25 protein-coding genes are annotated in these 20,755 nt (G+C 64.9%); 13 read left to right on the plus strand and 12 right to left on the minus strand.

Annotated elements, in window-relative coordinates:
- Genes ACQR1D_RS07935 through ACQR1D_RS07965 form a run of 7 tightly spaced genes read left to right on the plus strand, consistent with a single transcriptional unit; the run spans position 1 to position 5,888 of the window.
- A complete protein-coding gene (locus tag ACQR1D_RS07935; RefSeq protein WP_316180001.1) occupies positions 1–1,104 on the plus strand; it encodes a carbon-phosphorus lyase complex subunit PhnI in 1,104 nt (367 codons plus the stop codon).
- On the plus strand, positions 1,101–1,985 hold the full coding sequence (locus tag ACQR1D_RS07940; RefSeq protein ID WP_434837745.1) for an alpha-D-ribose 1-methylphosphonate 5-phosphate C-P-lyase PhnJ: 885 nt from the start codon (positions 1,101–1,103) through the stop codon (positions 1,983–1,985). The genes ACQR1D_RS07935 and ACQR1D_RS07940 overlap by 4 nt, the downstream gene beginning before the upstream one ends.
- Positions 1,978–2,772 (plus strand): phosphonate C-P lyase system protein PhnK, encoded by a 795-nt coding sequence (gene phnK, locus ACQR1D_RS07945; protein WP_434837746.1) that lies wholly within the window; start codon positions 1,978–1,980, stop codon positions 2,770–2,772. The genes ACQR1D_RS07940 and phnK overlap by 8 nt, the downstream gene beginning before the upstream one ends.
- Positions 2,773–2,789: 17 nt before the next feature.
- Entirely contained in the window at positions 2,790–3,488 is a 699-nt protein-coding gene (phnL, locus tag ACQR1D_RS07950; RefSeq protein WP_434837747.1) for a phosphonate C-P lyase system protein PhnL, read from the plus strand.
- 15 nt (positions 3,489–3,503) lie between these two features.
- Positions 3,504–4,661 carry an alpha-D-ribose 1-methylphosphonate 5-triphosphate diphosphatase gene (locus tag ACQR1D_RS07955; protein WP_316180007.1) on the plus strand — a complete coding sequence of 386 codons (1,158 nt, stop codon included), beginning with the start codon at positions 3,504–3,506 and terminating at the stop codon, positions 4,659–4,661.
- Entirely contained in the window at positions 4,658–5,299 is a 642-nt protein-coding gene (phnN, locus tag ACQR1D_RS07960; RefSeq protein WP_434837748.1) for a phosphonate metabolism protein/1,5-bisphosphokinase (PRPP-forming) PhnN, read from the plus strand. The genes ACQR1D_RS07955 and phnN overlap by 4 nt, the downstream gene beginning before the upstream one ends.
- A complete protein-coding gene (locus ACQR1D_RS07965; protein WP_315803794.1) occupies positions 5,277–5,888 on the plus strand; it encodes a pyridoxamine 5'-phosphate oxidase family protein in 612 nt (203 codons plus the stop codon). Before phnN ends, ACQR1D_RS07965 begins: the two co-directional genes overlap by 23 nt.
- Before the next feature lie 44 nt (positions 5,889–5,932).
- Here ACQR1D_RS07965 and ACQR1D_RS07970 read toward each other — a convergent pair whose 3' ends face one another.
- From ACQR1D_RS07970 to ACQR1D_RS07980, 3 genes are all read right to left on the minus strand, one after another.
- The gene (locus tag ACQR1D_RS07970; RefSeq protein WP_316180012.1) at positions 5,933–6,154 is read right to left on the minus strand and encodes a hypothetical protein; all 222 of its coding nucleotides are present in this window, start codon (positions 6,152–6,154) and stop codon (positions 5,933–5,935) included.
- A gap of 1,292 nt (positions 6,155–7,446) precedes the next feature.
- On the minus strand, positions 7,447–7,770 hold the full coding sequence (locus ACQR1D_RS07975; RefSeq protein ID WP_434837749.1) for a DMT family transporter: 324 nt from the start codon (positions 7,768–7,770) through the stop codon (positions 7,447–7,449).
- 194 nt (positions 7,771–7,964) lie between these two features.
- On the minus strand, positions 7,965–8,453 hold the full coding sequence (locus tag ACQR1D_RS07980; protein WP_434893854.1) for a hypothetical protein: 489 nt from the start codon (positions 8,451–8,453) through the stop codon (positions 7,965–7,967).
- Here ACQR1D_RS07980 and ACQR1D_RS07985 point away from each other — a divergent pair.
- The gene (locus tag ACQR1D_RS07985) at positions 8,440–9,414 is read left to right on the plus strand and encodes a quinone oxidoreductase family protein (RefSeq protein ID WP_315803625.1); all 975 of its coding nucleotides are present in this window, start codon (positions 8,440–8,442) and stop codon (positions 9,412–9,414) included. The two genes, ACQR1D_RS07980 and ACQR1D_RS07985, sit on opposite strands and share 14 nt — an antisense overlap.
- Before the next feature lie 15 nt (positions 9,415–9,429).
- Here ACQR1D_RS07985 and ACQR1D_RS07990 read toward each other — a convergent pair whose 3' ends face one another.
- From ACQR1D_RS07990 to ACQR1D_RS08000, 3 genes are all read right to left on the minus strand, one after another.
- On the minus strand, positions 9,430–9,705 hold the full coding sequence (locus tag ACQR1D_RS07990; protein ID WP_434837750.1) for a hypothetical protein: 276 nt from the start codon (positions 9,703–9,705) through the stop codon (positions 9,430–9,432).
- A gap of 218 nt (positions 9,706–9,923) precedes the next feature.
- Complete coding sequence (locus ACQR1D_RS07995; RefSeq protein ID WP_434837751.1) at positions 9,924–10,790, minus strand: hypothetical protein; 867 nt, start codon at positions 10,788–10,790, stop codon at positions 9,924–9,926.
- A 1,110-nt stretch (positions 10,791–11,900) separates the two neighbouring features.
- Positions 11,901–12,518, minus strand: a complete 618-nt coding sequence (locus ACQR1D_RS08000; RefSeq protein WP_315713004.1) for a LexA family transcriptional regulator — start codon at positions 12,516–12,518, stop codon at positions 11,901–11,903.
- Positions 12,519–12,668: 150 nt separating this feature from the next.
- On the opposite strand from ACQR1D_RS08000, the gene ACQR1D_RS08005 reads away from it, so the two are divergent.
- Both ACQR1D_RS08005 and ACQR1D_RS08010 read left to right on the plus strand, forming a co-directional pair.
- The gene (locus ACQR1D_RS08005; RefSeq protein ID WP_434837752.1) at positions 12,669–13,199 is read left to right on the plus strand and encodes a GcrA family cell cycle regulator; all 531 of its coding nucleotides are present in this window, start codon (positions 12,669–12,671) and stop codon (positions 13,197–13,199) included.
- Positions 13,200–13,251: 52 nt separating this feature from the next.
- Positions 13,252–13,851, plus strand: a complete 600-nt coding sequence (locus tag ACQR1D_RS08010; RefSeq protein WP_316216966.1) for a DUF6456 domain-containing protein — start codon at positions 13,252–13,254, stop codon at positions 13,849–13,851.
- A 65-nt stretch (positions 13,852–13,916) separates the two neighbouring features.
- On the opposite strand, the gene ACQR1D_RS08015 is transcribed toward ACQR1D_RS08010, so the two are convergent.
- Positions 13,917–14,273, minus strand: coding sequence for a hypothetical protein (locus tag ACQR1D_RS08015; RefSeq protein WP_316180018.1), 357 nt, complete (start codon positions 14,271–14,273; stop codon positions 13,917–13,919).
- 248 nt (positions 14,274–14,521) lie between these two features.
- Here ACQR1D_RS08015 and ACQR1D_RS08020 point away from each other — a divergent pair, with 248 nt between their 5' ends.
- Entirely contained in the window at positions 14,522–14,950 is a 429-nt protein-coding gene (locus ACQR1D_RS08020; RefSeq protein ID WP_315803619.1) for a hypothetical protein, read from the plus strand.
- Positions 14,951–14,986: 36 nt separating this feature from the next.
- Here the strand turns inward: ACQR1D_RS08020 and bamA are convergent, their stop codons facing one another.
- Complete coding sequence (gene bamA / locus ACQR1D_RS08025; protein ID WP_434837935.1) at positions 14,987–17,308, minus strand: outer membrane protein assembly factor BamA; 2,322 nt, start codon at positions 17,306–17,308, stop codon at positions 14,987–14,989.
- A gap of 234 nt (positions 17,309–17,542) precedes the next feature.
- Between bamA and ACQR1D_RS08030 the strand changes: the two genes are divergently transcribed.
- Complete coding sequence (locus tag ACQR1D_RS08030) at positions 17,543–18,598, plus strand: hypothetical protein (protein WP_315803617.1); 1,056 nt, start codon at positions 17,543–17,545, stop codon at positions 18,596–18,598.
- Between the two features lie 222 nt (positions 18,599–18,820).
- On the opposite strand, the gene ACQR1D_RS08035 is transcribed toward ACQR1D_RS08030, so the two are convergent.
- On the minus strand, positions 18,821–19,054 hold the full coding sequence (locus ACQR1D_RS08035; protein WP_315712992.1) for a DUF6894 family protein: 234 nt from the start codon (positions 19,052–19,054) through the stop codon (positions 18,821–18,823).
- A gap of 223 nt (positions 19,055–19,277) precedes the next feature.
- Positions 19,278–19,508 carry a hypothetical protein gene (locus ACQR1D_RS08040; RefSeq protein WP_315803616.1) on the minus strand — a complete coding sequence of 77 codons (231 nt, stop codon included), beginning with the start codon at positions 19,506–19,508 and terminating at the stop codon, positions 19,278–19,280.
- Between ACQR1D_RS08040 and ACQR1D_RS08045 the strand changes: the two genes are divergently transcribed.
- Positions 19,489–19,677 (plus strand): hypothetical protein, encoded by a 189-nt coding sequence (locus ACQR1D_RS08045; RefSeq protein WP_315712988.1) that lies wholly within the window; start codon positions 19,489–19,491, stop codon positions 19,675–19,677. The two genes, ACQR1D_RS08040 and ACQR1D_RS08045, sit on opposite strands and share 20 nt — an antisense overlap.
- Positions 19,678–19,679: 2 nt before the next feature.
- On the opposite strand, the gene ACQR1D_RS08050 is transcribed toward ACQR1D_RS08045, so the two are convergent.
- Both ACQR1D_RS08050 and ACQR1D_RS08055 read right to left on the minus strand, forming a co-directional pair.
- Positions 19,680–20,006, minus strand: coding sequence for a cupin domain-containing protein (locus tag ACQR1D_RS08050; protein ID WP_315803615.1), 327 nt, complete (start codon positions 20,004–20,006; stop codon positions 19,680–19,682).
- Entirely contained in the window at positions 20,003–20,665 is a 663-nt protein-coding gene (locus ACQR1D_RS08055) for a YqcI/YcgG family protein (RefSeq protein WP_315803614.1), read from the minus strand. Before ACQR1D_RS08055 ends, ACQR1D_RS08050 begins: the two co-directional genes overlap by 4 nt.
- Positions 20,666–20,755 lie beyond the last annotated feature (90 nt).

The following is a 20,755-nucleotide window of genomic DNA, read 5'->3' on the forward strand; positions in this document are numbered from 1 at the left end:
ATGTATGTTGCCGTCAAGGGTGGCGAGCGCGCCATCGAGAACGCGCACCGGCTGCTGGCGCATGAGCGCCGGGGTGATCGCGATGTGCCGGAGCTGTCGCTGGCGCAGGTCTCCGAGCAGTTGGGGCTCGCCGTCGATCGCGTGATGAGCGAAGGCTCGCTGTACGATCGCGAGCTCGCGGCGCTGGCGATCAAGCAGGCGCGCGGTGATCTGATCGAGGCGATCTTTCTGGTGCGCGCCTTTCGCGCGACGCTGCCGCGCTTCGGCGCGAGCGAGCCGGTCGATACCGGCGCAATGCGGGTGCAGCGGCGTGTCTCGTCGACCTTCAAGGACATTCCCGGCGGCCAGGTGCTCGGGCCGACCTTCGACTATACGCATCGGCTGCTCGATCCGCAGTTGGCGGCCGGCGTCGAGCCGGAGCTGCCGGCCCGTGCCGAGGCGCCGAATGCGCCGACGCCGCGTGTCACCGATATTCTCGGTCAGGACGGACTGATCGAGCCGTCGCCGCAAGCCGAGGTTGGCGCGCCGGTCGGCGATCTCACCCGTGATCCCCTGAGCTTTCCCGCCGACCGCGATCTGCGGCTGCAGAACCTGGCCCGTGGCGATGAGGGCTTTCTGCTCGCGCTCGGCTACTCGACCCAGCGCGGCTATGGCCGCAACCATCCCTTCGCCGGCGAAATCCGCTTCGGGGACGTCGAGGTCGAGTTCGTGGCCGAGGAGGTCGGCTTCGCGGTGCCGCTCGGATCGGTCGAGCTGACCGAATGTCAGATGGTGAACCAGTTCAAGGGCTCGGCGACCGAGCCGCCGTGCTTCACCCGCGGTTATGGCCTCGCCTTCGGGCAGAGCGAGCGCAAGACGATGTCGATGGCCCTGGTCGACCGTGCCCTGCGGGCGCGCGAGCTCGGCGAGGACATGGTTGCACCGGCGCAGGATGAGGAGTTCGTGATGTCGCACTCCGACAATGTGCAGGCGACCGGGTTCGTCGAGCATCTGAAGCTGCCGCATTATGTCGACTTCCAGTCCGAGCTCGGCCTGCTGCGCAAGCTGCGCCGGGAGTTCGCCGAGGCCAATGCCGCTCCCGAATTGAAGGAAGCTGCGGAATGAACGCACCGACCTACAACTTCGCCTATCTCGACGAGCAGACCAAGCGGATGATCCGCCGCGCCATCCTGAAGGCGATCGCGATTCCCGGCTATCAGGTGCCGTTCGCGAGCCGCGAGATGCCGATGCCCTATGGCTGGGGCACCGGCGGCGTGCAGGTCACTGCGGCCATTCTCGGTCCCTGCGACGTGCTCAAGGTCATCGACCAGGGCTCGGACGATACGACCAATGCGATCTCGATCCGCAAGTTCTTCGCCAAGACCGCGGGTGTCGCCACCACGACCTCGACGGAAGCGGCGAGCGTCATCCAGACCCGGCATCGCATTCCCGAGGCGCCGCTTCACGAGGGGCAGGTGCTGGTCTATCAGGTGCCGATCCCCGAGCCGCTGCGCTTTCTCGAGCCGCGCGAGACCGAGACCCGCCGCATGCATGCGCTGGCCGAGTATGGCCTGATGCACGTCAAGCTCTATGAGGACATCGCGCGCTTCGGTCACATCGCGACCTCCTACGCCTATCCGGTCAAGGTCAATGCGCGCTACGTGATGGATCCGTCGCCGACGCCGAAGTTCGACAATCCCAAGATGGACAATTGCCCGGCGCTGCAATTGTTCGGCGCGGGACGCGAGAAGCGAATCTATGCCATTCCGCCGTATACGTCGGTCGTCTCGCTGGATTTCGAGGACCATCCGTTCACGCGTTACAAGTTCGACGCGCCCTGCGCGCTGTGCGGCGCGGAGGAGTCCTATCTGGACGAGATCGTGACCGACGACAAGGGCAGCCGCATGTTCGTCTGCTCCGACACCGACTATTGCGAGGGCCGCCAGGCATCCGGACATTGTGGCGCGCAGAGCGTCCCCCCGCACAAGGAGAGCGCCCATGGCTGAGATGATCAGCGCATCCGATCAGCCGCTGCTCGTCGCGGACGGGCTCGCGAAGAGCTACGGCCGGCTGGCAGCCTGCCGCGATGTCTCCTTCGTGCTCTATCCCGGCGAGGTGCTCGCCATCGTCGGCGAGTCCGGCTCGGGCAAATCGACACTCTTGCAGATGCTGTCGGCGCAAATGGCGCCGACGTTGGGCCGCGTGTCCTATCGGATGCGCGACGGGGTGCTGCGCGATCTTGCCGGCCTGGGCGAGGCGGAGCGCCGTTTTCTGTTCCGCACCGATTGGGGCTATGTCCATCAGGACCCGGCGCAAGGCCTGCGCATGGCGGTCTCGGCCGGCGCCAATGTCGGAGAGCGGCTGATGGCGGTCGGCTGGAATAACTATGGTCGGATCAGGCAGACCGCCTCGTCCTGGCTCGAGCGCGTGGAAATCGACGTCGCCCGCATCGACGATGCGCCGCGGACCTATTCCGGCGGCATGCGGCAGCGGCTGCAGATCGCGCGCAATCTGGTGACCGAGCCCCGGCTGGTGTTCATGGACGAGCCGACCGGGGGCCTCGACGTCTCAGTGCAGGCGCGCCTGCTCGATCTGATGCGCAGCCTCGTCAACGAGCTCGGCCTCGCCGCCATCGTCGTGACCCACGATCTGGCCGTGGCGCGGTTGCTGTCGCACCGCGTGATGGTCATGAAGGAGGGGCGGGTGATCGAGACCGGCCTCACCGACCAGGTGCTCGACGATCCGCGCGAGCCGTACACCCAGCTCCTCGTGTCCTCGATCCTGCCGCCATGATGCAAGAGTCCAACGCGATGACCGTGATGATCGATGTCGAAAGTGCAGAGAAGACCTTCACCATGCATCTGCAGGGCGGCATCTCGCTGCCCGTGGTGCGCGGCGTGTCGTTCCAGGTCAGGTCCGGCGAATGCGTCGTGTTGTCGGGACCGTCCGGTGCGGGCAAGTCGTCGATCCTGAAGATGATCTTCGGCAATTACCGCTGCGATGGCGGACGCATCGGCGTCCGGCACCTCGGCGCGATGACCGATCTCGCCGGCGCCGAGCCGCGCCTGGTCCTGAATGCGAGGCGGCAGACCATCGGCTATGTCAGCCAATTCCTGCGGGCGGTGCCGCGGGTCCCTGCGCTCGATGTCGTCGCCGAGCCGCTGATCGCGGCCGGCCTGCCGCGCGAGGACGCTCGGGTGCGGGCAGGCGCGCTGCTGCGGCGATTGAACATTCCCGAGCGGCTGTGGTCGCTGCCGCCATCGACCTTCTCGGGCGGCGAGCAGCAGCGGGTCAATATCGCCCGCGGCTTCATCTCCGACCTTCCGGTGCTGCTGCTGGACGAGCCGACCGCGTCGCTCGACGCGGCCAACCGTGCGGTCGTGGTCGACCTGATCGCGGCAAAGAAGAGGGACGGAGTGGCCATGCTCGCGATCGTCCATGATGACGAGATCCGCGGGCAGATTGCGGATCGCACGGTCGACGTCACGACATTCGCCGCGGCGGCATAGAGGTAGACATTGCAGATGAGCGCGAACATGTCCGATATCGTGATAGGCAATGCCAGGCTGGTCCTCGCCGACCGCGTCGTCGAGCAGGGCTGGGTGGCGATCGCCGGAGGCCGGATCGCGGAATTGGGCGAAGGGGCTGCGCCGGCCGGCAGCCTGGATGCGGGCGGCGACCTGCTGATGCCCGGACTGGTCGAACTGCATACCGATCACCTCGAAGCGCATTTCGTGCCGCGCCCGAAGGTGTATTGGGATCCGGTTGCTGCGGTCATTTCCTATGACGGGCAGCTTGCGACCGCGGGCATCACGACGGTGCTGGATTCGCTGCGCGTGTGGAGCGAGGAAGGCGCCGAGGGCGTCGACGGTCAAGCCAATGTGCTCGCGGAGGCGATCGCGACGGCGCGCGACGGCGGCCTGCTGCGGTCCGATCACTTCCTGCATCTGCGCTGCGAAGTGCCGATGCCGACCGTGGTCGAGGAGGCGCGGCAACTGGCGGGGCGTCCGGATGTGCGGCTGATGTCGCTGATGGATCATACGCCCGGGCAGCGCCAGTTTCGCGACGAAGGCAAGCTGCGCGACTACTATCGCGGCAAGAGCGGCGGCAAGACCGATGCCGAGCTCGACGTGATGTTCGCGCGCCGCTTCGCCTATCAGCAGGCCTACGCGGCGCCGAACATGCGCGACATCATTGCGCTGGCAAAGACCCATGACGTGCCGCTGGCCAGCCACGATGACACGACGGAGGAGAACGTCGCCGACGCAATCAAGGACGGCATCGCGGTCGCGGAGTTTCCGACCACGATGGAGGCCGCGCGGGGCCTTCACCAGGCGGGCATCAGCATCCTGATGGGCGCGCCGAACGTCGTGCGTGGCGGGTCTCACTCCGGCAATATCGCAGCCGTGGACCTCGCGCGCGAGGGCCTGCTCGACATTCTGTCGTCGGACTATGTGCCGTCGAGTCTGCTGATGGGCGCGCTGCAATTGCCGCAGCGGGTGCCGTCCATTGATCTTGCCGCCGCCGTCCGCACCGTCACCAAGGCGCCTGCGGACGCCGTCGGCCTGCATGATCGCGGCGAGATCGCCGTGGGCAAGCGTGCGGACCTGATCCGGGTTCATGTCGCGGGCCAGTTGTCGGTCGTGCGCAGCGTCTGGCGGGAAGGATTGCGGGTGGCATGAGCGGAATCGAGCCTGCCTCAGCGACGACATCCCAGAAGCTTGGTCCGGGACGCCTGATCCTGGTGGTCGGGCCGAGCGGCGCGGGCAAGGACACCTTGCTCAACGTGGCGCGTCGCGAATGCGCCGGCGATGACCGGATCGTCTTTCCGCGGCGGATCGTCACGCGCGAAGCCTCGGCCTTCGAGGACAATCTCGAGATGAGCGTGTCCGCCTTTCGTCAGGCGCTCAGTGCTGGAGAGTTCGCGCTGCATTGGGAGGCCCATGGTCATGACTACGGCGTGCCGCGCGCGATCAAGGATGACATCCTGGCCGGCCGCACCGTCGTCGTGAACGTCTCGCGAACGATCATTCCCGCCGCGCGCCGGGATTATGCCAACGTCATCGTCGTCGCCATCACCGCGCCCGCGGATGTTCTCGCCGAACGGCTCGGCAAGCGGCACCGTCCGAGTGACGGCGACATCGGCGAGCGTCTCCACCGCGCGGTGACCGAAGACGCCGTAGCGGATGTCACGATCGTCAATGTCGGAGACCCCGAGCCGCACGGTCACAGGCTTGCGGACATCATCAAGCGGCCGATTGACGCAGAGCCGATCGGATCAAACGGAGGCAGCGGCCATGTCGATCATCACCACGATTGAACAGCTCGAGGCGATCTATGGCGAGACGGGGCTGGCCTCGACGGCGAAGGTGGCCGATCGCGTGACGCCGCACTACCGGATCATGATCGAGCAGTCGCCGTTCGTGGCGCTCGCGACATGTGGTCCCGAAGGTCTCGATTGCTCGCCGCGCGGCGATCTCCCCGGATTCATCCGCATCCACGACGACAAGACGCTGATGATGCCGGACCGCCGCGGCAACAATCGCGTGGATTCCTTGCGCAACATCGTGCGCGACCCGCGGATCGCTCTGCTGTTCCTGATTCCGGGATCAGGCAACACGCTACGTGTGAACGGGCATGGTCATCTGTCGACGGCCCCCGATCTGTTGGAGTCGTTCCGGATGGAAGGCAAGCTGCCGCGCTCCGTCCTCATCATGACGGTGGAAGAGATCTACTTCCAATGTGCCCGCGCGATCGTTCGTGCCGATCTCTGGAACCCGGATAGACGTGTCGATCCGCAGCAACTGCCGACGCCGGGGCAGATTCTCGCGGCGATGACGGCCAACGACATCGACGGCGCGGCGTACGATCGCGAGTGGCCCGAGCGTGCGCGGAAATCCATGTGGTGAGTTCGGCGCGCAGCGCTTCGAAGGGCGGGCCGCGCTCCGAAACATCAGGCTGCGACATCGAGCAGGCGTGAGGATCCCCTGACGAGCACCTTGCGGCCGGCCATCGTGAGTGTCGCCGCGCCATTGTCCATAGAGACGAGTCCAAATGCCGTGAGCTCGTCGACAATCATGCCGTTCAGCCTGCGGCGTTCACGCGCGGGAATGCGAAGCGCCTTCAGCGTCTCCCATTGGTCCGGCGTGAGCTCGTGTTCGAATTCCGCGTTCATGCTGCCTCGAATGTTGGCGTCCCGCACCCGTCTTAGAAAGTCCGCGTGACGAAGATGCGACCTTCATGCATCCGTACTGATACGGTCCACGTCATTACGCTCGAACCCGTCCGCGATTAATTCAAATTTGAATGATCGCAAATGTGGTGCTGCATTGCAGCTCGCCGTGTTGGTAGCGGTGAACGATCGTCCGTCGTTAACAAATAATTAAGGCATTGGGGCAGCGCACAATGGTAACGCCGCTGTCACATCGGTGTGTCACACGGCGCCATCGTCCTGCTCGAATCGGCCGGCGCAGGCTTGAAGCGAAAACACGTTGAATGGCTGACCTGATCGACGTTCCGCCGCTGCCGTCGAACCGCAGAATCTGGTGGCGCAGCCTGGGCGGACTGGCCTTGAGCCTGTCGATCGCGGCTGTGGCGGTGTACGTTCTCACACGCGCCGTCAAGAAGCTCGACTTTGCCCATGTCCTGTCGATCGTCGAGGCCACCGACCGTCATCTGATCGCGGCGGCGCTGGCATTCGTCCTCCTCTCCTACGCCAGCCTCACGCTCTACGACCTGTTCGCATTGCGGACGATCGGCCGCCGCGACATTCCCTATCGTGCGGCCGCGCTTGGCAGCTTCACGAGCTATCCGATCGCGCACGGCATCGGCGCGGTCGCGTTGATCTCGCCGCTGGTTCGATACCGGATCTACGCGCCGTACCGGCTCGGGGCGATCGACATCGCCAATATCAGCTTCCTGACCGGGCTTACCTTCTGGCTCGGCAATCTCACCGCCCTCGGCCTGAGCTTGATGATCGATCCGGACGCCTTCGGCTGGGTGGAGTATTGGCCGCCGGCGCTCAACCGGGTCGTTGCGGCCGCGCTGCTCTGCGCCGTCACCGCCTTCGTGGTGTGGAGCTGGCCGGGGCGGCGAAGCAGACGATGGCCGGTGCGGCTGCCGTCCGGGCCTGCCGTGCTGCTGCAGATCGCGGTCGGGCTGTTCGAGCTCAGCACCGCGGCGCTGGCAATGTATGTGCTCATGCCGGCCGAGCTCGGCATCGACCTCGCGCGGCTGATGGCGGTCTTCATCGCCGCGACCTTGCTTGGATTCGCCAGCCATGCCCCGGCCGGCATCGGCCTGTTCGATGCAACGATCCTGCTGGGTCTGGGCGGCGTTGATCAGGAGCGGCTGCTCGCGGCGCTGCTGATCTTCCGTGCGCTCTATCACCTGCTGCCGTTCGTGATCGCCCTCATCGTCTTCGGCAGCGTCGAGCTGTCACGATCCTGCCGGAGGCCGTCGACGGTGTCAGATCGGCGAGTTCAGCTTCAGCCCGATCATGCCGGTGATGATCAGCGTGAGGCAGAACAGTCGCGTCGGATCCGCCGGCTCGCTGTAGAGGACCATGCCGGCGAGGATGCTCCCGGCCGCGCCGATGCCGGTCCATACCGCATAGGCGGTGCCAAACGGCAGTGAGCGCAGCGCAAGCGACATCATCGCGAAGCTGAGCAGGATCGCGGTCACGGTCGCGACGCTGGGCCAGAAGCGTGTCAGGCCGTCGGAATGCTTCAGGCCGAGCGCCCAGATGATCTCGAGCATTCCAGCCGCAAACAGAGCAAGCCAGCCGTTCATGACGGCCGTGCGCCCAGGCGCGCGACAACGCCCGCGGCTCTGAAGCCTGCTTCGCGAAGCCGCGGATCGCTTGCACCGATCAGTCCGGCCATCTGGTCGTCTCCGCGCCGGTCGAACCTGATCTCCATCTGCATGGTTTGCGCGACGCGCTGATGACATTGCGGGCGCCCATGCAGCCATCGGCGCGCGGCTTTCTATCTCTCCTCCATCATCGTGAACACGAAGCCCGTCATCGTCGCGCCGACGGCAAATGACAGCGTCAACACACCGACGAAGATCACGAACGTCACGTGCGGATCGACACTGTGGGCGATCAGGGTCGAGATGCCGAACGCATCCAGTTGGGTCAGCCCGAAGGCGAAGCCGAGCCCCATGGCGATGCCCATCAAGGTGTGGCAGGCCAGCTCGATCAGGATGGCCGGATTGACTACTGCGCTGCGTCGCTTGGGCGGCATGGGCTCGGACTCCACGCTATGGCCGATGAACGCTGGAACGGTGATCGTTGTTCCTGTGCCGGCTGGCAAAGCCGATTGCCAAACCCAGCCGACTGCGGCTACGGAAGACCGAGGTTCGGTCGCGGAGAAGCGCAGGCTCGAACGGCCCGCAAGAGGCCGACGCGCGACCGGGCGGCGCGGCGTCGCGCAATCCGAACAGGTAGGATGACAACCCATGACGAACGCCATTCGTTTCCACAAGACCGGCGGTCCCGAGGTTCTCGCCTGGGAGCAGATCGAGGTCGGCAAGCCCGGCCCCGGCGAGGCGCGCATCCGCCACACGGCGGTCGGGCTCAACTTCATCGACATCTACAATCGCTCCGGGCTCTATCCGGTCCAGCTTCCGAGCGGGCTGGGCAGCGAGGGCGCCGGTGTGATCGAGGAACTGGGCGAAGGGGTGACGGACCTGAAGGTGGGTGACCGCGTCGCCTACGGCTCGTCGCCGCTCGGCGCCTATTCCGAGGCGCGGCTGATGCCGGCCGCGCTGCTGTTGAAGCTGCCCGACGAGATCGACGACAAGACCGCCGCCGCGATGATGCTCAAGGGCCTGACCGCCCAGTACCTGATCCGGCAGACCTACCGCGTGAAGGCGGGCGAAACCATCCTGCTGCATGCCGCGGCCGGCGGCGTGGGCCTCATCCTCAGCCAATGGGCCAAGCATCTCGGCGTTCACGTCATCGGCACCGTATCCAGCGACGACAAGGCGCAACTCGCCAAGGCCCACGGCTGCGAGCACACCATCATCTATACGCGGGAGGACTTCGTCGCACGCGTCGGCGAGATCACCGGCGGCAAGAAGGTGCCGGTGGTCTATGATTCCGTCGGCAAGGACACGTTCCTCAAGTCGCTCGATTGCCTCGCGCCGCTCGGCTACGCCGTGCTGTTCGGCCAGTCCTCCGGCACGGTCGATCCGCTCAATCTCGGGCTGCTCGCCCAGAAGGGATCGCTGTTCGTGACCCGGCCGACGCTGTTCACCTACGCCGCCAGGCGCGAGAGCCTGGTCGCGATGGCCAACGAGCTGTTCGACGTGGTCAAATCGGGCGCGGTGAAGATCGAGGTCAACCAGACCTATCCGCTCAAGGAGGCGGCCCGGGCCCACGCCGATCTCGCGGCACGCAAGACGACCGGTTCGACCGTCTTTCTGGTCTGATCTGGCGCAGCCGGATCAAACCTGCTCGTGCTTGCGCAGGTCGCGGAGGTGATCGAACCGGGCGGCCTGCAGGTCGGCGTCCCGCCCATCGATCTCGGGCAGGGCGGCTTCGGACATGATGTCGGCGGTGACGTCGGCAACCGATCGGTCGACGATCTCGTGGATGAAGCTGACGTTCGAATATTCGCCCGACGCGATGCGCGCCACGACGTCGCGCCGGGTCATCTCAGGATCGACTACGGCCTCGCGTCCGCGCCGGCCGTAGTCGATCATCACGACGAAGTACTGCATGGAGCGCCGGTTCGCCTTCGGCTGACTGTGATCGCTCCATTATTTCTTTAAATCAGAATTTTGTCAAGGCAGATTCGGTCCACCCTTGCTTCGCCGACTCGATCCCCGGCCTGCGCGGCGATCACCACACCGGCATCAGCCGCGGAAATAGTCCAGGCGATGTAGCGTGGCGTGCGGAAGCATGGTCCCGCACGCCATGAAGACCGCGTCATCGCCCGTTACTGCACGTTGAACGTCGCGCCGGGACATTCGGTGGTCACGCTGATCGGGATCGCCTGCGCCGCCGCCGCCGTCGGCTTCGGCTTCGCAACCACCTTCCAGCGGCCGGGCTTGTTCAGCCAATATCTGTGCCTCGATGTCGCAATGCGGCGCTCGGTATAGGTCGTGCCCTTCCAGATCAAGGGGCCCTTCGGCTTCGGTGCCGCGACCTCATGCCATGGTCCGAACTCGCCGAAGTCCATGAACCACAGATGCCATTCGAGCTTCTGATATTCATGGTGGGACGCGACCACCTCGACGATGGGGCGGCCGTTCAGCCACGACACCTCGTCCTCGAGCGGCTTGATCTGCTGGCAACGGGTATGCAACGGCTCCTGAACGCGAAGCAGATCGTCTCGCTGGCTTTGCGTGAGCATCGCCGAGGTGACGGGCAGTCCCACGTTCGGATCATCGGCCGGATATGAGCAGATCGGCACCGTTGGCGGCCCCTGGCCCGTCCAGGGATTGTTGCTGCAAGAGACTCGTCTCGTCACCGACGAAATGCCGGTGGTCGCCGTTTCCTCCGCCTTTCCGGTTTCCCGGTCCCAGACACCGCTGAACGTCGTCTTTTGATTCGGCGGACAGGCCACGGTCTTGTGGGCCGTCCACCAGTGCGAAACCTCGAATTCGTAGTACGAGTAGCGCGGCTCCGGATACAGCACGGCCCTGACGCTGGTCAGCGCGTGGTGCGCTTCGCACGCCGTTCCATAGGTATCCAGCCAGCACACGAGGTGGAAGTTTTCGTTCGGCCAGCATCCCGCACGCGCCGACGACGTGAAGCCGAGTGCGGCGATCACCAAGCTAAAGGCAAGAAGATATCTCCGCATGGCGTTTCCCATGATGGCGTTTCCTCATGTCCTGCCTGTGCAGCTACAGGTTGACGGTGAGTTTGCTCCGGCGCGGCGCCTGGTCCTTGATCGGGATCAATCCGCTTGCGCGACGTCGTCGACCTCGGCCGGACATCGGCGATGACGCGACGGCGCAGCAGGTCCGGCTCGCTGGCGGGCGCGTGTATCGTCGGGGCGGGCCACCGCTTGGAGCCGAGATAGCGCAAGACCAGCCTGTCCCACCAGTCGCTCTGCGTCGTATCCAGGATTGCAGCGTTCAGGCGCTTTCGAATTGGGCTGCCTTCCGCGAGAGATGGCGAGGAGCTGCGGGCCGAGGACTGATCCGGGCGCCAGGCGCGGCTGGTGGCAAGGCGTCACGCCCGTCGGGCGAATCAGGGTCGATGCGCCCGCACGATGGTCCGTTTCATGGCCTTCGATCGCCTGCAGACGACGTGTGCGGAAACGCTTGTTTTGGGCGAGGCTTCAACGCATTGCCCCGGTCCGGCCCGCCGGGCCGAAAAATTCTTCTTTCTCTTTTTCAGAATTCGTGATTGTCTAGGCGCATCCCGCCTCGTGGAGAGGGCGTATCGCGGTCGTCACGACACGTGGAGGCGGGGAGTGATGGGCGAGCCGGTTTGCAGCGTGGTCATTCGCGCGGACGAACAACATCGGCTCGCACGGTCAAGTCGCGTGGTCCTGATACTCCGATGCCAGTATCAAGCCTGCGCCGGCGCTGACAGCGCCGCGTGGGTGACGGTGACCAACAAGCCCGGCGCACCGGGGAGAACGCGAAGCAGCCGTGAAAACCATCGCGCAGGGAGGGCCGGATCGTTCCGGCTGGACCTGTGGTACCTGCCGCCTGCATTTTTTGAGCAGGCGGGCCACGGGCCTCAGTCGAGGTCCGGCCTTCCCTGCACCCTCTCGTTTGAAGAGGGTGAGACCACTGTATCACTCGGACGCCTGGGGCGCCGCGAGACCATGGACGCACATCCCCATATGTCGCTCAGAATTGTTGATCACGACGGCGCCACAGGCGCGGTGCCCACCCTCCCCTGGAGGGAGGGGATGCAGGGGGAGCGCCTCGGCGTCCCCTGCATCCGGCCTCGAGTCTTACTTGTTTGCCGCGCGGGCGCGCGACTTGGCGGCCGCCTTGGCGCGGATCCGCGAGATCTGGCCGCGCGGCAGGGTGACGAAGATCTCGCCGATCCAGTCCAGCTTGACCCCCACGATCGGCTTGGCGTTGAAGCTCTTCAGATTGACCACGGACGGCGATTTGCCCCGTTCGATCGTCTTCAGGTAACGCTCGCCGGACTTGAGGCGCACCACCGCCTCCTCGCCGTAGAAGCTCGACAGCGGGTGGCGCTGCTCGCGGTAGACCACGATCACATCGCCGTTCTCGTATTTCGGCAGCATCGAATCGCCCGTTACCTCGAAGGCGATGGTCTCCTCGGAGATCGGGAAGGGCAGGGCGACCTCGCCGAGGCCCTCGACGGGCACCTGCTCGTAATCGGGCTCGATCACCGAGCCGGCGCCGACCCGGCCCATGATGGGGACGGAATTGAGCTCGAGATACTCCGTAATGAGCGGAATCTCGGCCGCCTTGATCAGGCGCTGGCCGCCGAGGATCTCGGAGACCGCGCCCGGCCGCACGCCCATGGCGCGGGCCAACCCTCCTTTCGTCTTTCCTGGCTTCTCGAGTGCACGCTCGATCATGGCAACGTCCAACATGGCTTTGACCTCTTTTGCGAATCTCGGAAGACATTATATGTTTCGAATAATCAGAACTCAAGCTTGACTTTTTCTTCGGAATATCGGAAGATTTGGCCGTCGGGTGAGCCGGCGGGTCCGGCGGCCCCGACCCAGAAGGAAGAGGCGAGAATGCAATCCACAGATTGGCCAGACCAGCATTCCAAGATGCTGTGCGAGCTTCATGCCCAGGGGCGGTCCTATGCCGAGATCGCGCGCGCCCTCAATGCGCAGTTCGGAACCGCCTATACCCGGAACGCGACGCTTGGCCGCGGCAAGCGGATCGGGCTGGCCGCGCCGGGCGGGCCGAAAGCCGCGCGATCCACGCCCCGGCCGATGTCCGCGGCGCCCCGAACCGGACGGCGGAGCCCGGACGCGGCGGCCCGGCCGATGCCATCCGCGGCGAAACCCGCGGCGGCCGTCAAGCTGCGTTGCGTCGGCATCAGCCCGCGCCTGCTGTCCCTCGACCAGCTCGAGCGCAACGATTGCCGCTACCCCTATGGCGGCGACCGGGACGACGATCCCATCACTTTTTGCGGTCATCCGCGCCAGCCCGGCTCCTGCTACTGCACGCCGCATTACCATCTCACGCGGCTTCCGCCCGAGGAAACCGCTTCGCGTCCCGCCGGCCGTTTGATCCTGCGGCTGGTCGCGGCCGCGTAGAGCGCGGCAAGCCCGACCCGAACCGACCCCATTCATTTTCCGGAGACGAGACATGGCGCGCCCCCGACGCAGCAAGCCCCATCGCATGTCCAAGACCCACGACCGCAGAGCTCACGACCTGCCGCGAAATGCAGACGTGATTCCCGTAGAGATCGACGACCCGCTGGCGCTTGAGCCCGGCGAAAAGATCGTCGCGTTGCGATCGGTCCGCAGCGACCCGCTCGGCCGGCTGCACGCGCACAAGCAGCTCGATGACGCCCAATACCGGGCCGGACGGGCGTTCCAGAACGATTGGGAGCGGGCCGAGCGAGGCCCGCAGGCGATCGATCCCTCGCGCGAGCACGTTGACGGCGCCCGCGGGCGCGAGCCGGTCACCGAAGGCCAGAGGCGGGCGGTGCTGCGGCTCAACCGCGCCGAGCGCGAGCTCGGCGCCGACGGCGCGGCGATTACCCATGACATCCTGGTGCACGGCCTGACCATGGAGCAGGTCGGACACAAGCGGGGGCTCGCCAGCCAGCGCTGGAACGACTATTTCGCCCGCCGCTTCAAGGAGTGCCTGGACCGGCTGGCCGTGGTCTACGGGTTTTCCACCGACAGGGTCCCCAGGACATGCGATGGGGCCGTGCGATCGGGCCATCGGGGCGAGAGCTAACGGCTGGCCCGACCGGCCTCGTTCCGTCGTCGACGGTACGAGCGCCGGTCGGACAATCGTTTCGTTCAGGGATGGGGCGCCACGACATAAGTGGTGCTGTAGGGCTCGACGCGCAGCGAGGCATGCGACAGCAGAGCAATCTTGGCCGAAGGTGCCATCTGCAGCTCGCCGTTCGGGCCGCGATGAACGTTGTACTGCCAGGCTGCGAGGTCGCCTTTCTGCGCCAATGCGCGCGCAACGGCGCTGGCATCGTTCCCGCCGATCGTAGCCAGCTCTTCGCTATTGAGACCGATGACGATCTCATCCTTGACGGTCACCACCTTGAACAGCGAGGTCGCGCTGTCGCCGGCGCTCGCCATCGAAGCGGTGAGCGCCAGCGTGGCGACGGCGCTGAAGAATGGGCGTGTCAGTCTGGAAGGCATGAGGACTCCTGTTGCCGACGGCATGATGGACGGCGTCGGTGTGCAGCCATTGGTTCCCGACGGGCGGCCATCGGTTCGCAGAAATCGATGCGGCGGTGGGCTGAACCAGGAGGCGTGACGTCGCGTCTAAGCACGATTGCGGGATGCGTACGTGCCGCCGGACGGCCGGTTCGTCCTGAGTTGACACAGGTCAAGCTGCACGCCCGGCCATGTTGTATTCGGGAATGAGCGAAGTGAAGGGTGATGCCATGTTCAGCGGGAAATATCGATCTCCTTCGGCCGGTGGAAAAATCGCGATTGCGGCCGTCGCGGCCATCGCCGTGGTGGCAAGCGCGCCGGCGCCGGCCCATGCGCGGGTGGCGGGTCCGGCCAACAAGCCGGCGGTCGCGACGGCGACAGCCGGCGATTTGACCGATCTCAGCGCTCGCCGGCGCTACCGCCGCGTCTACAGGGGCAATCCAGCCGCCGGCTTGGCCATCATGGGTGCAATGATCGGCACCTTCGGCGCAATCGCCGCGCATCAGAACGACGACTATTATTACTATGGGCCCGGCTATTATCCCGGCCCCGGCTATTACGGGCCGCCGCGAGTGTACTACGCACCGCGGCCCTACTATGTTCGCCCGTATTACGGTCACCCGTATTACGGCCCGCGCGGTTACTATTATCCGTACTGAGGTGACGCGGCGCTCCGTCGACGTTGCGGCGTTGGCTCAGAAGCCACCGGCGCTGAAACGGAGCGGCTGCACGACATCATACGCCGCCTTGCTGATCGGCACCGCGTAGTCGACGGTAAGCGGTCCGAACGGTGATGCCCAGGTCATGCCGACGCCGACCGAGGACCGCAGCACGTTCCTGTTCGCCACCTGGACATTCTGGGTCGGGCCGCGATAGCCGAACACGGTCCCGGCGTCGACGAAGGCCGATGCACGCAGGCCGTATTCCTGCGGCAATCCGGGAATGTTGCCCTGCAGCTCCGCCGTGGTCGCCCAGAACAGGCTGCCGCCCACATTGTCCATCGTCGATCCCGGCGTCAGATCACGCGGTCCGAAGCCGCCCGGCGCGAAGCCGCGCACCATGGTAGGACCGCCGAAGAAGCTGTTGAGCAGCGGCGCCTGCTGGCCGCCCCATCCGGTGATATAGCCGCCTTGCGCGCGCACCATGCCGGTCAGGTCGCTGTTGATCGACCGATAATAGCGGACGTCGCCCGTGGTCCGTAAGAAGCGAACATCGCCGCCGAGGCCGGCGAGATCCTGCGTCAACTGTGAACGGATGCCGCTGGTCGGCACCTTGTTATTGTCAAGGGTGCTATAGGTGACGGTATTGCCGAGCGAGGACACCGTCTGCCGCCCGGCTGCGACCGCTTGGCGAACCGGCAGAGACACCGCCGCCGGCGAGATCCCCGGTGCGAGCACCACCCTCTGGTCATAGAGCGAATAGCGCCACAGCATGGCCGTCTGCTCGCTGACCGGCATGCCCAGGGTGAGGGCGCCGCCATAGGTGTTGCTGCCGAACGATTGGAACGTGCTGACCATGCTCTGCCGTGCGAACAGCTCCATGCCAGGTGTCGTTCGACCGAGGGCGTAGGGCGAGGTGAACGACAGGCTGGCGCCTCGCGCGAACTGGCCGTAGGTGAAAGTGGCCTGCGCGGTGTTGCCGGTGCCGAGCACGTTGCGGTCACCGATCTTGACCTCGGCGAGCAATCCGTCCGTGGACGAATAGCCGCCAGAGACGTTGAAGTCCCCGGTCGCCTGATCGACTGCCTCGACATCCAGCACCACGCGATCCCTGGCCGAGCCCGGCCGCGTCGATATCTTGACGGTCTTGAAGTAGTTGAGGTTGCGCAGGCGACGTTCGGCGCGGTCGATCAACGTCCTGTTGTAGGCGTCGCCCTCGCTGACGTCGAACTCGCGTCGTATCACGTCGTCATGCGTGCGCGTGTTGCCGTGGATCTCGATGCGCTCGACATAGGTGCGGCGTCCCTGCTCGATCTGGAAGGTGACGTCGGCCAGCCGATCCTGCGCATGGCGATTGATCCTGGGCTCGACCTGCGCAAACGGAAGGCCGAGCTTGCCAAGCTCGGCCGTCAGGACCTCGGAGGTCTTGTCGATCTTGCTCTGGTCGAACGTGTCGCCCTGCTGCGCCAGCACCAGCGGACGCAGGCGATCGCACGTCAGCCCCTGCACGTTACAGGAGATGTCGACCACCGCAATCCTATAGAGGACGCCTTCCTCGATCGCAAAGGTGAGGTTGTAGCCGCCATTTGCCGCGTCATAGTCGACGCTCACGTTCGTGACCTCGGCATCGGCGTAGCCGTGGTTACGATAGTATTGCCGCAGCAGTTCGCGGTCCTCGTTGACGCGATCGGCGTCGTAGACATTGCCGCCGGTCACGAAGCTCAGCACGTTGGTGGCCGAGGTCTTGATCACCGCGTGCAATTGCCGTGCGCCGTAGGCCCGGTTGCCCGTGAAGCTGATCGCCCTGACCGGCGTCTTCCTGCCTTCGGTGATCGTGAAGACGAGATCGACGCGGTCGTTGCCGCGATCGATGATCTCCGGGACCACGCGGACGTCGTCGCGTCCCACACGATGATACGCCTGGATGATGCGGGCGACGTCGCCCTGGACAGTTGCGCGCTGGAGGCCGGCTCGCGGCTTTGATAGCACCGCGCCCGTGAGCTCCGCATCCTTCACCTTCTTGTTACCTTCGAAGGCGACGCGATCGAGCACTTTTGCTTCCGAGACGCGGACCACGGTCCGTCCATCGGCACGGCTGATCTTCACGTCGTCGAACAGTCCGCTCCCAACCAGCGCCTTCAAGCCGGCGTCGAGCGCGGCGGCGTCGTATCGCCCGTTGACGTCAGCGTGAAAATAGGATCGCACGGTGTCGGCATCGACGCGCCGATTGCCCTGTACTGCAAGGGCTTCGCCCGCTACGGCCGGCGGCGCAGACGTCAGCACCGACAGTGTCGCAACGATCAATGCGACGTGTCGCGATCTGCTGTCTCCGCGGTGACGGCTGTTCCGGGCGGTCAACATGCACGCATCTGCCTGCTCGTCATGCCCAGATGCAAGAGCCGGTGGACGGCCAAATCATGTCGAGGCCGTGGAGACTTGGCGGCCTGCGATCACGCCTGCGAAGGGTGACCGGCAGGGAACCGAGCACGGCCGCAGATTCGACGCAGAGTCGATTCAAACGGCGTGCAGCATCGTCCTCATCCGTACGCGCCAGCAGATGCTGATGCGGCGAACGTTTGTCGGGAGCAGACCATGCGCGCGATCGCCTTGGCCCTCATCGCTTGCACTTTCGTTCAATCAGCTCTTGCTGCTGCGGTCGTCCCGGAGATCGACCCACGCGCGTCGCTCGGTGTCGTCCAGAACTGGATCTACAACTATCGCACCAAACCCGACTACGCCCATGTGCCGGCGGCGGTCCGGGTGCTATTCCATTCACAGACGTTCAAGGAGCCGGAGAACGCGGGCATCTATCTCGGCTTCATCGCGGGGGCGATCGGCTCCAATCCCGCCAAGGCCGAACAACTCGTCAACAGCTTCTTTCCCGTGCCTCCCGAGGAGGAGTGGGTGGTCGTGCGAGCCATCGCTTATTCAGGTCTGCCTGACTGGCGCAATCTCATGCGCAGGGTGGCGCCGAAGATGCCGGGCCGCCGCGTGATGATCGACGGCTATCTCAGCGGCGCACAGCCGACCTTGATGGACATCCCATTGGAGGAAACGAAGCCTGGCGTGATGGACAAGCTGCGTGGCGCATTGACGCAGAATCCGTTCAAGAAGGAGGAACGCAAGCTCGACACGCGGCTCAGCTACGCGACCCACCAGGATCTGCTCGACATCCTCTGGGGCTATTACTTCGCAACCGGCTCGCGCGTACCGATCCAGCGTATCGTCCAGATGCTGCCTTGGTCGAAGAGCCGCGACACGGTCGACAAGCTGACGATCGGCAGCATGGCGCGCTATACGCTTGCCAGCTACTCGGTGCGCGATGCCAGCCTGCGCGACTATCTCCGGGAGGAACTGGCGCGGCAGTCGGGACCGGTCAAGGAGCCGCTCAGGGAGGTGGTCGAGGCCGCCGATACGGTGCAGCTCGGCGCCGTCCGCAAGGATGCCGTCGCCGCCGTCGAGGAGCTGAAGACCAAGGGCTCGGATGCCCGGCGCAACATGGATTTCTGGGGACAGCTCGGCGTCGGCGCCCTTGCGCTCGGTTGTGTCTCGGCGGCAGCGCTGGGGCAGGTCGCCGTCGGCATCCCGTGCGTGATCGGCGGTTCGGCCTCCCAGGGCCTGCTCTCGTTCTGGGAGAAGCAGCAATAGGCCCTCGGTGGTGCAGCGGCGGCGTGCGTTGGAGGCCGAGGAAAGGGAGAGCCGGTCGAGTCGATCGGCGGGGCGTCTGGCACTCAGGGGGCTCTTGATGCCGAAGCGGCCCGATCGCGCGCCCGATGTGCACACTCAAGAGTTGTTCGGCTTTTCGTATCCTCTACGAAAAGTAGAAAAAGCAGTCGGCGCGCAGTCACTGCTGGCACGCCTATGAAAAAATCAGGACAGGCTAGCTTTCACTGCGGCCGGATAAACCGGCTCGCGGTGAACCTCCGCGCCAGATTCGTCGACGACGACGATGGACAGCCTGCGGTCGGTGATGCGCGGGTCGTGCCGGAGGCGCCGGGCCAAATCCCGGCTGTGCTCGATCGCCCCTGCACTCGTCGCAAATTCCAGGCCGGTCCGGTCTCTGGTCGGAATGCCATCCTTCATATCGAAATAATAAGTGCGCATGGTCTTCCTGCAGCCGCTGTGTCGCGGGAGTGGGCACGGATCCCGGACAGGATCCGCAACCCATTCTTCCCCCAAGCAAACTATAGAAGACCTCTAATGTGGAGGACAAGCTTACCGCTTCCGTAATCCCCCCGCCTCGTTCGGTAAACGACCGTTTCCACTGGTATCGTCAGCCAGAAACTGCCAGAAGGCTCAAATTGTGACGCCGAAATCAACCAACCGGTCAGTTCGGCTTGCTGCAAGAGTTGTTCGCTGGCATACTTTCAACCTCTTCGGGTTCCGCACGGTCGATTTCCAGGCGGGCCATCCTGAGGATCAGGGTCGCAGTCGTCAGACCAAGACTTTCAGCCTCGATTGCTGCAGTATCTACCTTGCGTGCAAGGCCTTCACGTTTGCTAAGGACTGGCATTACTGTTTCCTGCCAAAGGTGCGAGATGAAGAATTCAACATTCATCGCGGAGCTGCACACGAAGCTCGGAGCCCCATCGAGCGAAGCCGTGGAAAGCCTTCGTCTGCTGAAGGCATTCCTGAAGCTGGCTCCGGGCCAGCGCATCGAGGTGATCGAGATGGTTGAGCGGTTGACCGCGGAGTCCCTTTCGGAGACCGATCGCCCTCTGTCCTGAGCTCATCCCTCCCGATTGCATGCAATGGTTGCGGGCGGTCGCGTCGCGATCGCGTAGATTGCATCATCCAGCGCTTCCGATTCGTGCAGCGTCCCGGCCGGCAGCAGAATCTTGTCGCCGGCCGTGCAGATGCGCTCGCCGCCTTCCCAACGAAACGTGAGCCGTCCCCGGATCACGACGAGGATTTCGTCGACCGGGTGGGTATGAAAGGCGTGAACCTTGCCGGCCGCATCGTGCTGCAGCTCGATGCAGCCCTGCGTCGGCAACAGCGCCAGGATGTCGGGATCGATCGCAAAGCTGGTCTTCGTTCCAGCGATGATCTGGGTCATGCGGCCTGCTCCTTGTCTGCGATGGACGATGGCTTGGTCTGCGCCAGCTTGTGGAAGGGACAGGCCGGCGGCGGCTGGTTGTCGTCGTAGAGGAAATACTGCTTGAACTCCCGGCCCTCCGGATTGCCGTAGCGTCCGAGCTGGGGCGACGGCGCCGTCGTGTCGAACGGGACCAGCCGTTTGCGCACCTCGCCGAAGGCCTTGGCGGCGGCCTCATCGGTGCCGAGCATCCGTTCGAACACCCAGCGCGGTTGGAAGGTCAGCATGAATGCGCTCGAGCGACGGCTTTGCCGCATCACATGCGCGGGTGTGCTGCAGACCACGAAGATCGGCTCTCCGGCAAACGAGAACTCCCACATCGGATGATCGACGGTCTCGGGAATTTCGGCCGGCCACGGCTGGCTGTCGACGCGGGCCAACTGATCGAGGATCTTCCAGAACTTCTTGTAGTAGGAGTCGATGGTCTGAACCGGGCGCGGGCGGGTGAACAGGACCAGCGAGGTGTTGGGCCCGTGCGAGCGGCTCTCGGAGACGAACAAGGCGAGCTGCTGGCCGAGCACATCGATGTCGATGGGGTCGAGAAACAGATAGCGAAGCTGATCGTGACGATAGCCCGCGACGCCGTATACGCACGGAAAGGGTCTTGCTTCGCTGCTCATCTGAGCCTCGAATTCCGAAAACAGGACGCTCTGCCAGCTGCCGGCCTGATGGCCGGATCGGACTTCGTCCCTTCTCAAATACAAACGCGA

Source organism: Bradyrhizobium sp. HKCCYLRH2047 (assembly GCF_051168175.1).
GTDB lineage: Bacteria > Pseudomonadota > Alphaproteobacteria > Rhizobiales > Xanthobacteraceae > Bradyrhizobium.

Bases quoted from the DNA above. Each gene is read 5' to 3' on its own strand.
- ACQR1D_RS07935 (WP_316180001.1), top strand. From the start codon at position 1: ATGTATGTTGCCGTCAAGGGTGGCGAGCGCGCCATCGAGAACGCGCAC.
- ACQR1D_RS07940 (WP_434837745.1), top strand. From the start codon at position 1,101: ATGAACGCACCGACCTACAACTTCGCCTATCTCGACGAGCAGACCAAG.
- phnK (WP_434837746.1), top strand. From the start codon at position 1,978: ATGGCTGAGATGATCAGCGCATCCGATCAGCCGCTGCTCGTCGCGGAC.
- phnL (WP_434837747.1), top strand. From the start codon at position 2,790: ATGACCGTGATGATCGATGTCGAAAGTGCAGAGAAGACCTTCACCATG.
- ACQR1D_RS07955 (WP_316180007.1), top strand. From the start codon at position 3,504: ATGAGCGCGAACATGTCCGATATCGTGATAGGCAATGCCAGGCTGGTC.
- phnN (WP_434837748.1), top strand. From the start codon at position 4,658: ATGAGCGGAATCGAGCCTGCCTCAGCGACGACATCCCAGAAGCTTGGT.
- ACQR1D_RS07965 (WP_315803794.1), top strand. From the start codon at position 5,277: ATGTCGATCATCACCACGATTGAACAGCTCGAGGCGATCTATGGCGAG.
- ACQR1D_RS07970 (WP_316180012.1), bottom strand. From the start codon at position 6,154: ATGAACGCGGAATTCGAACACGAGCTCACGCCGGACCAATGGGAGACG.
- ACQR1D_RS07975 (WP_434837749.1), bottom strand. From the start codon at position 7,770: ATGAACGGCTGGCTTGCTCTGTTTGCGGCTGGAATGCTCGAGATCATC.
- ACQR1D_RS07985 (WP_315803625.1), top strand. From the start codon at position 8,440: ATGACGAACGCCATTCGTTTCCACAAGACCGGCGGTCCCGAGGTTCTC.
- ACQR1D_RS07980 (WP_434893854.1), bottom strand. From the start codon at position 8,453: ATGGCGTTCGTCATGGGTTGTCATCCTACCTGTTCGGATTGCGCGACG.
- ACQR1D_RS07990 (WP_434837750.1), bottom strand. From the start codon at position 9,705: ATGCAGTACTTCGTCGTGATGATCGACTACGGCCGGCGCGGACGCGAG.
- ACQR1D_RS07995 (WP_434837751.1), bottom strand. From the start codon at position 10,790: ATGCGGAGATATCTTCTTGCCTTTAGCTTGGTGATCGCCGCACTCGGC.
- ACQR1D_RS08000 (WP_315713004.1), bottom strand. From the start codon at position 12,518: ATGTTGGACGTTGCCATGATCGAGCGTGCACTCGAGAAGCCAGGAAAG.
- ACQR1D_RS08005 (WP_434837752.1), top strand. From the start codon at position 12,669: ATGCAATCCACAGATTGGCCAGACCAGCATTCCAAGATGCTGTGCGAG.
- ACQR1D_RS08010 (WP_316216966.1), top strand. From the start codon at position 13,252: ATGGCGCGCCCCCGACGCAGCAAGCCCCATCGCATGTCCAAGACCCAC.
- ACQR1D_RS08015 (WP_316180018.1), bottom strand. From the start codon at position 14,273: ATGCCTTCCAGACTGACACGCCCATTCTTCAGCGCCGTCGCCACGCTG.
- ACQR1D_RS08020 (WP_315803619.1), top strand. From the start codon at position 14,522: ATGTTCAGCGGGAAATATCGATCTCCTTCGGCCGGTGGAAAAATCGCG.
- ACQR1D_RS08030 (WP_315803617.1), top strand. From the start codon at position 17,543: ATGCGCGCGATCGCCTTGGCCCTCATCGCTTGCACTTTCGTTCAATCA.
- ACQR1D_RS08035 (WP_315712992.1), bottom strand. From the start codon at position 19,054: ATGCGCACTTATTATTTCGATATGAAGGATGGCATTCCGACCAGAGAC.
- ACQR1D_RS08045 (WP_315712988.1), top strand. From the start codon at position 19,489: ATGAAGAATTCAACATTCATCGCGGAGCTGCACACGAAGCTCGGAGCC.
- ACQR1D_RS08040 (WP_315803616.1), bottom strand. From the start codon at position 19,508: ATGAATGTTGAATTCTTCATCTCGCACCTTTGGCAGGAAACAGTAATG.
- ACQR1D_RS08050 (WP_315803615.1), bottom strand. From the start codon at position 20,006: ATGACCCAGATCATCGCTGGAACGAAGACCAGCTTTGCGATCGATCCC.
- ACQR1D_RS08055 (WP_315803614.1), bottom strand. From the start codon at position 20,665: ATGAGCAGCGAAGCAAGACCCTTTCCGTGCGTATACGGCGTCGCGGGC.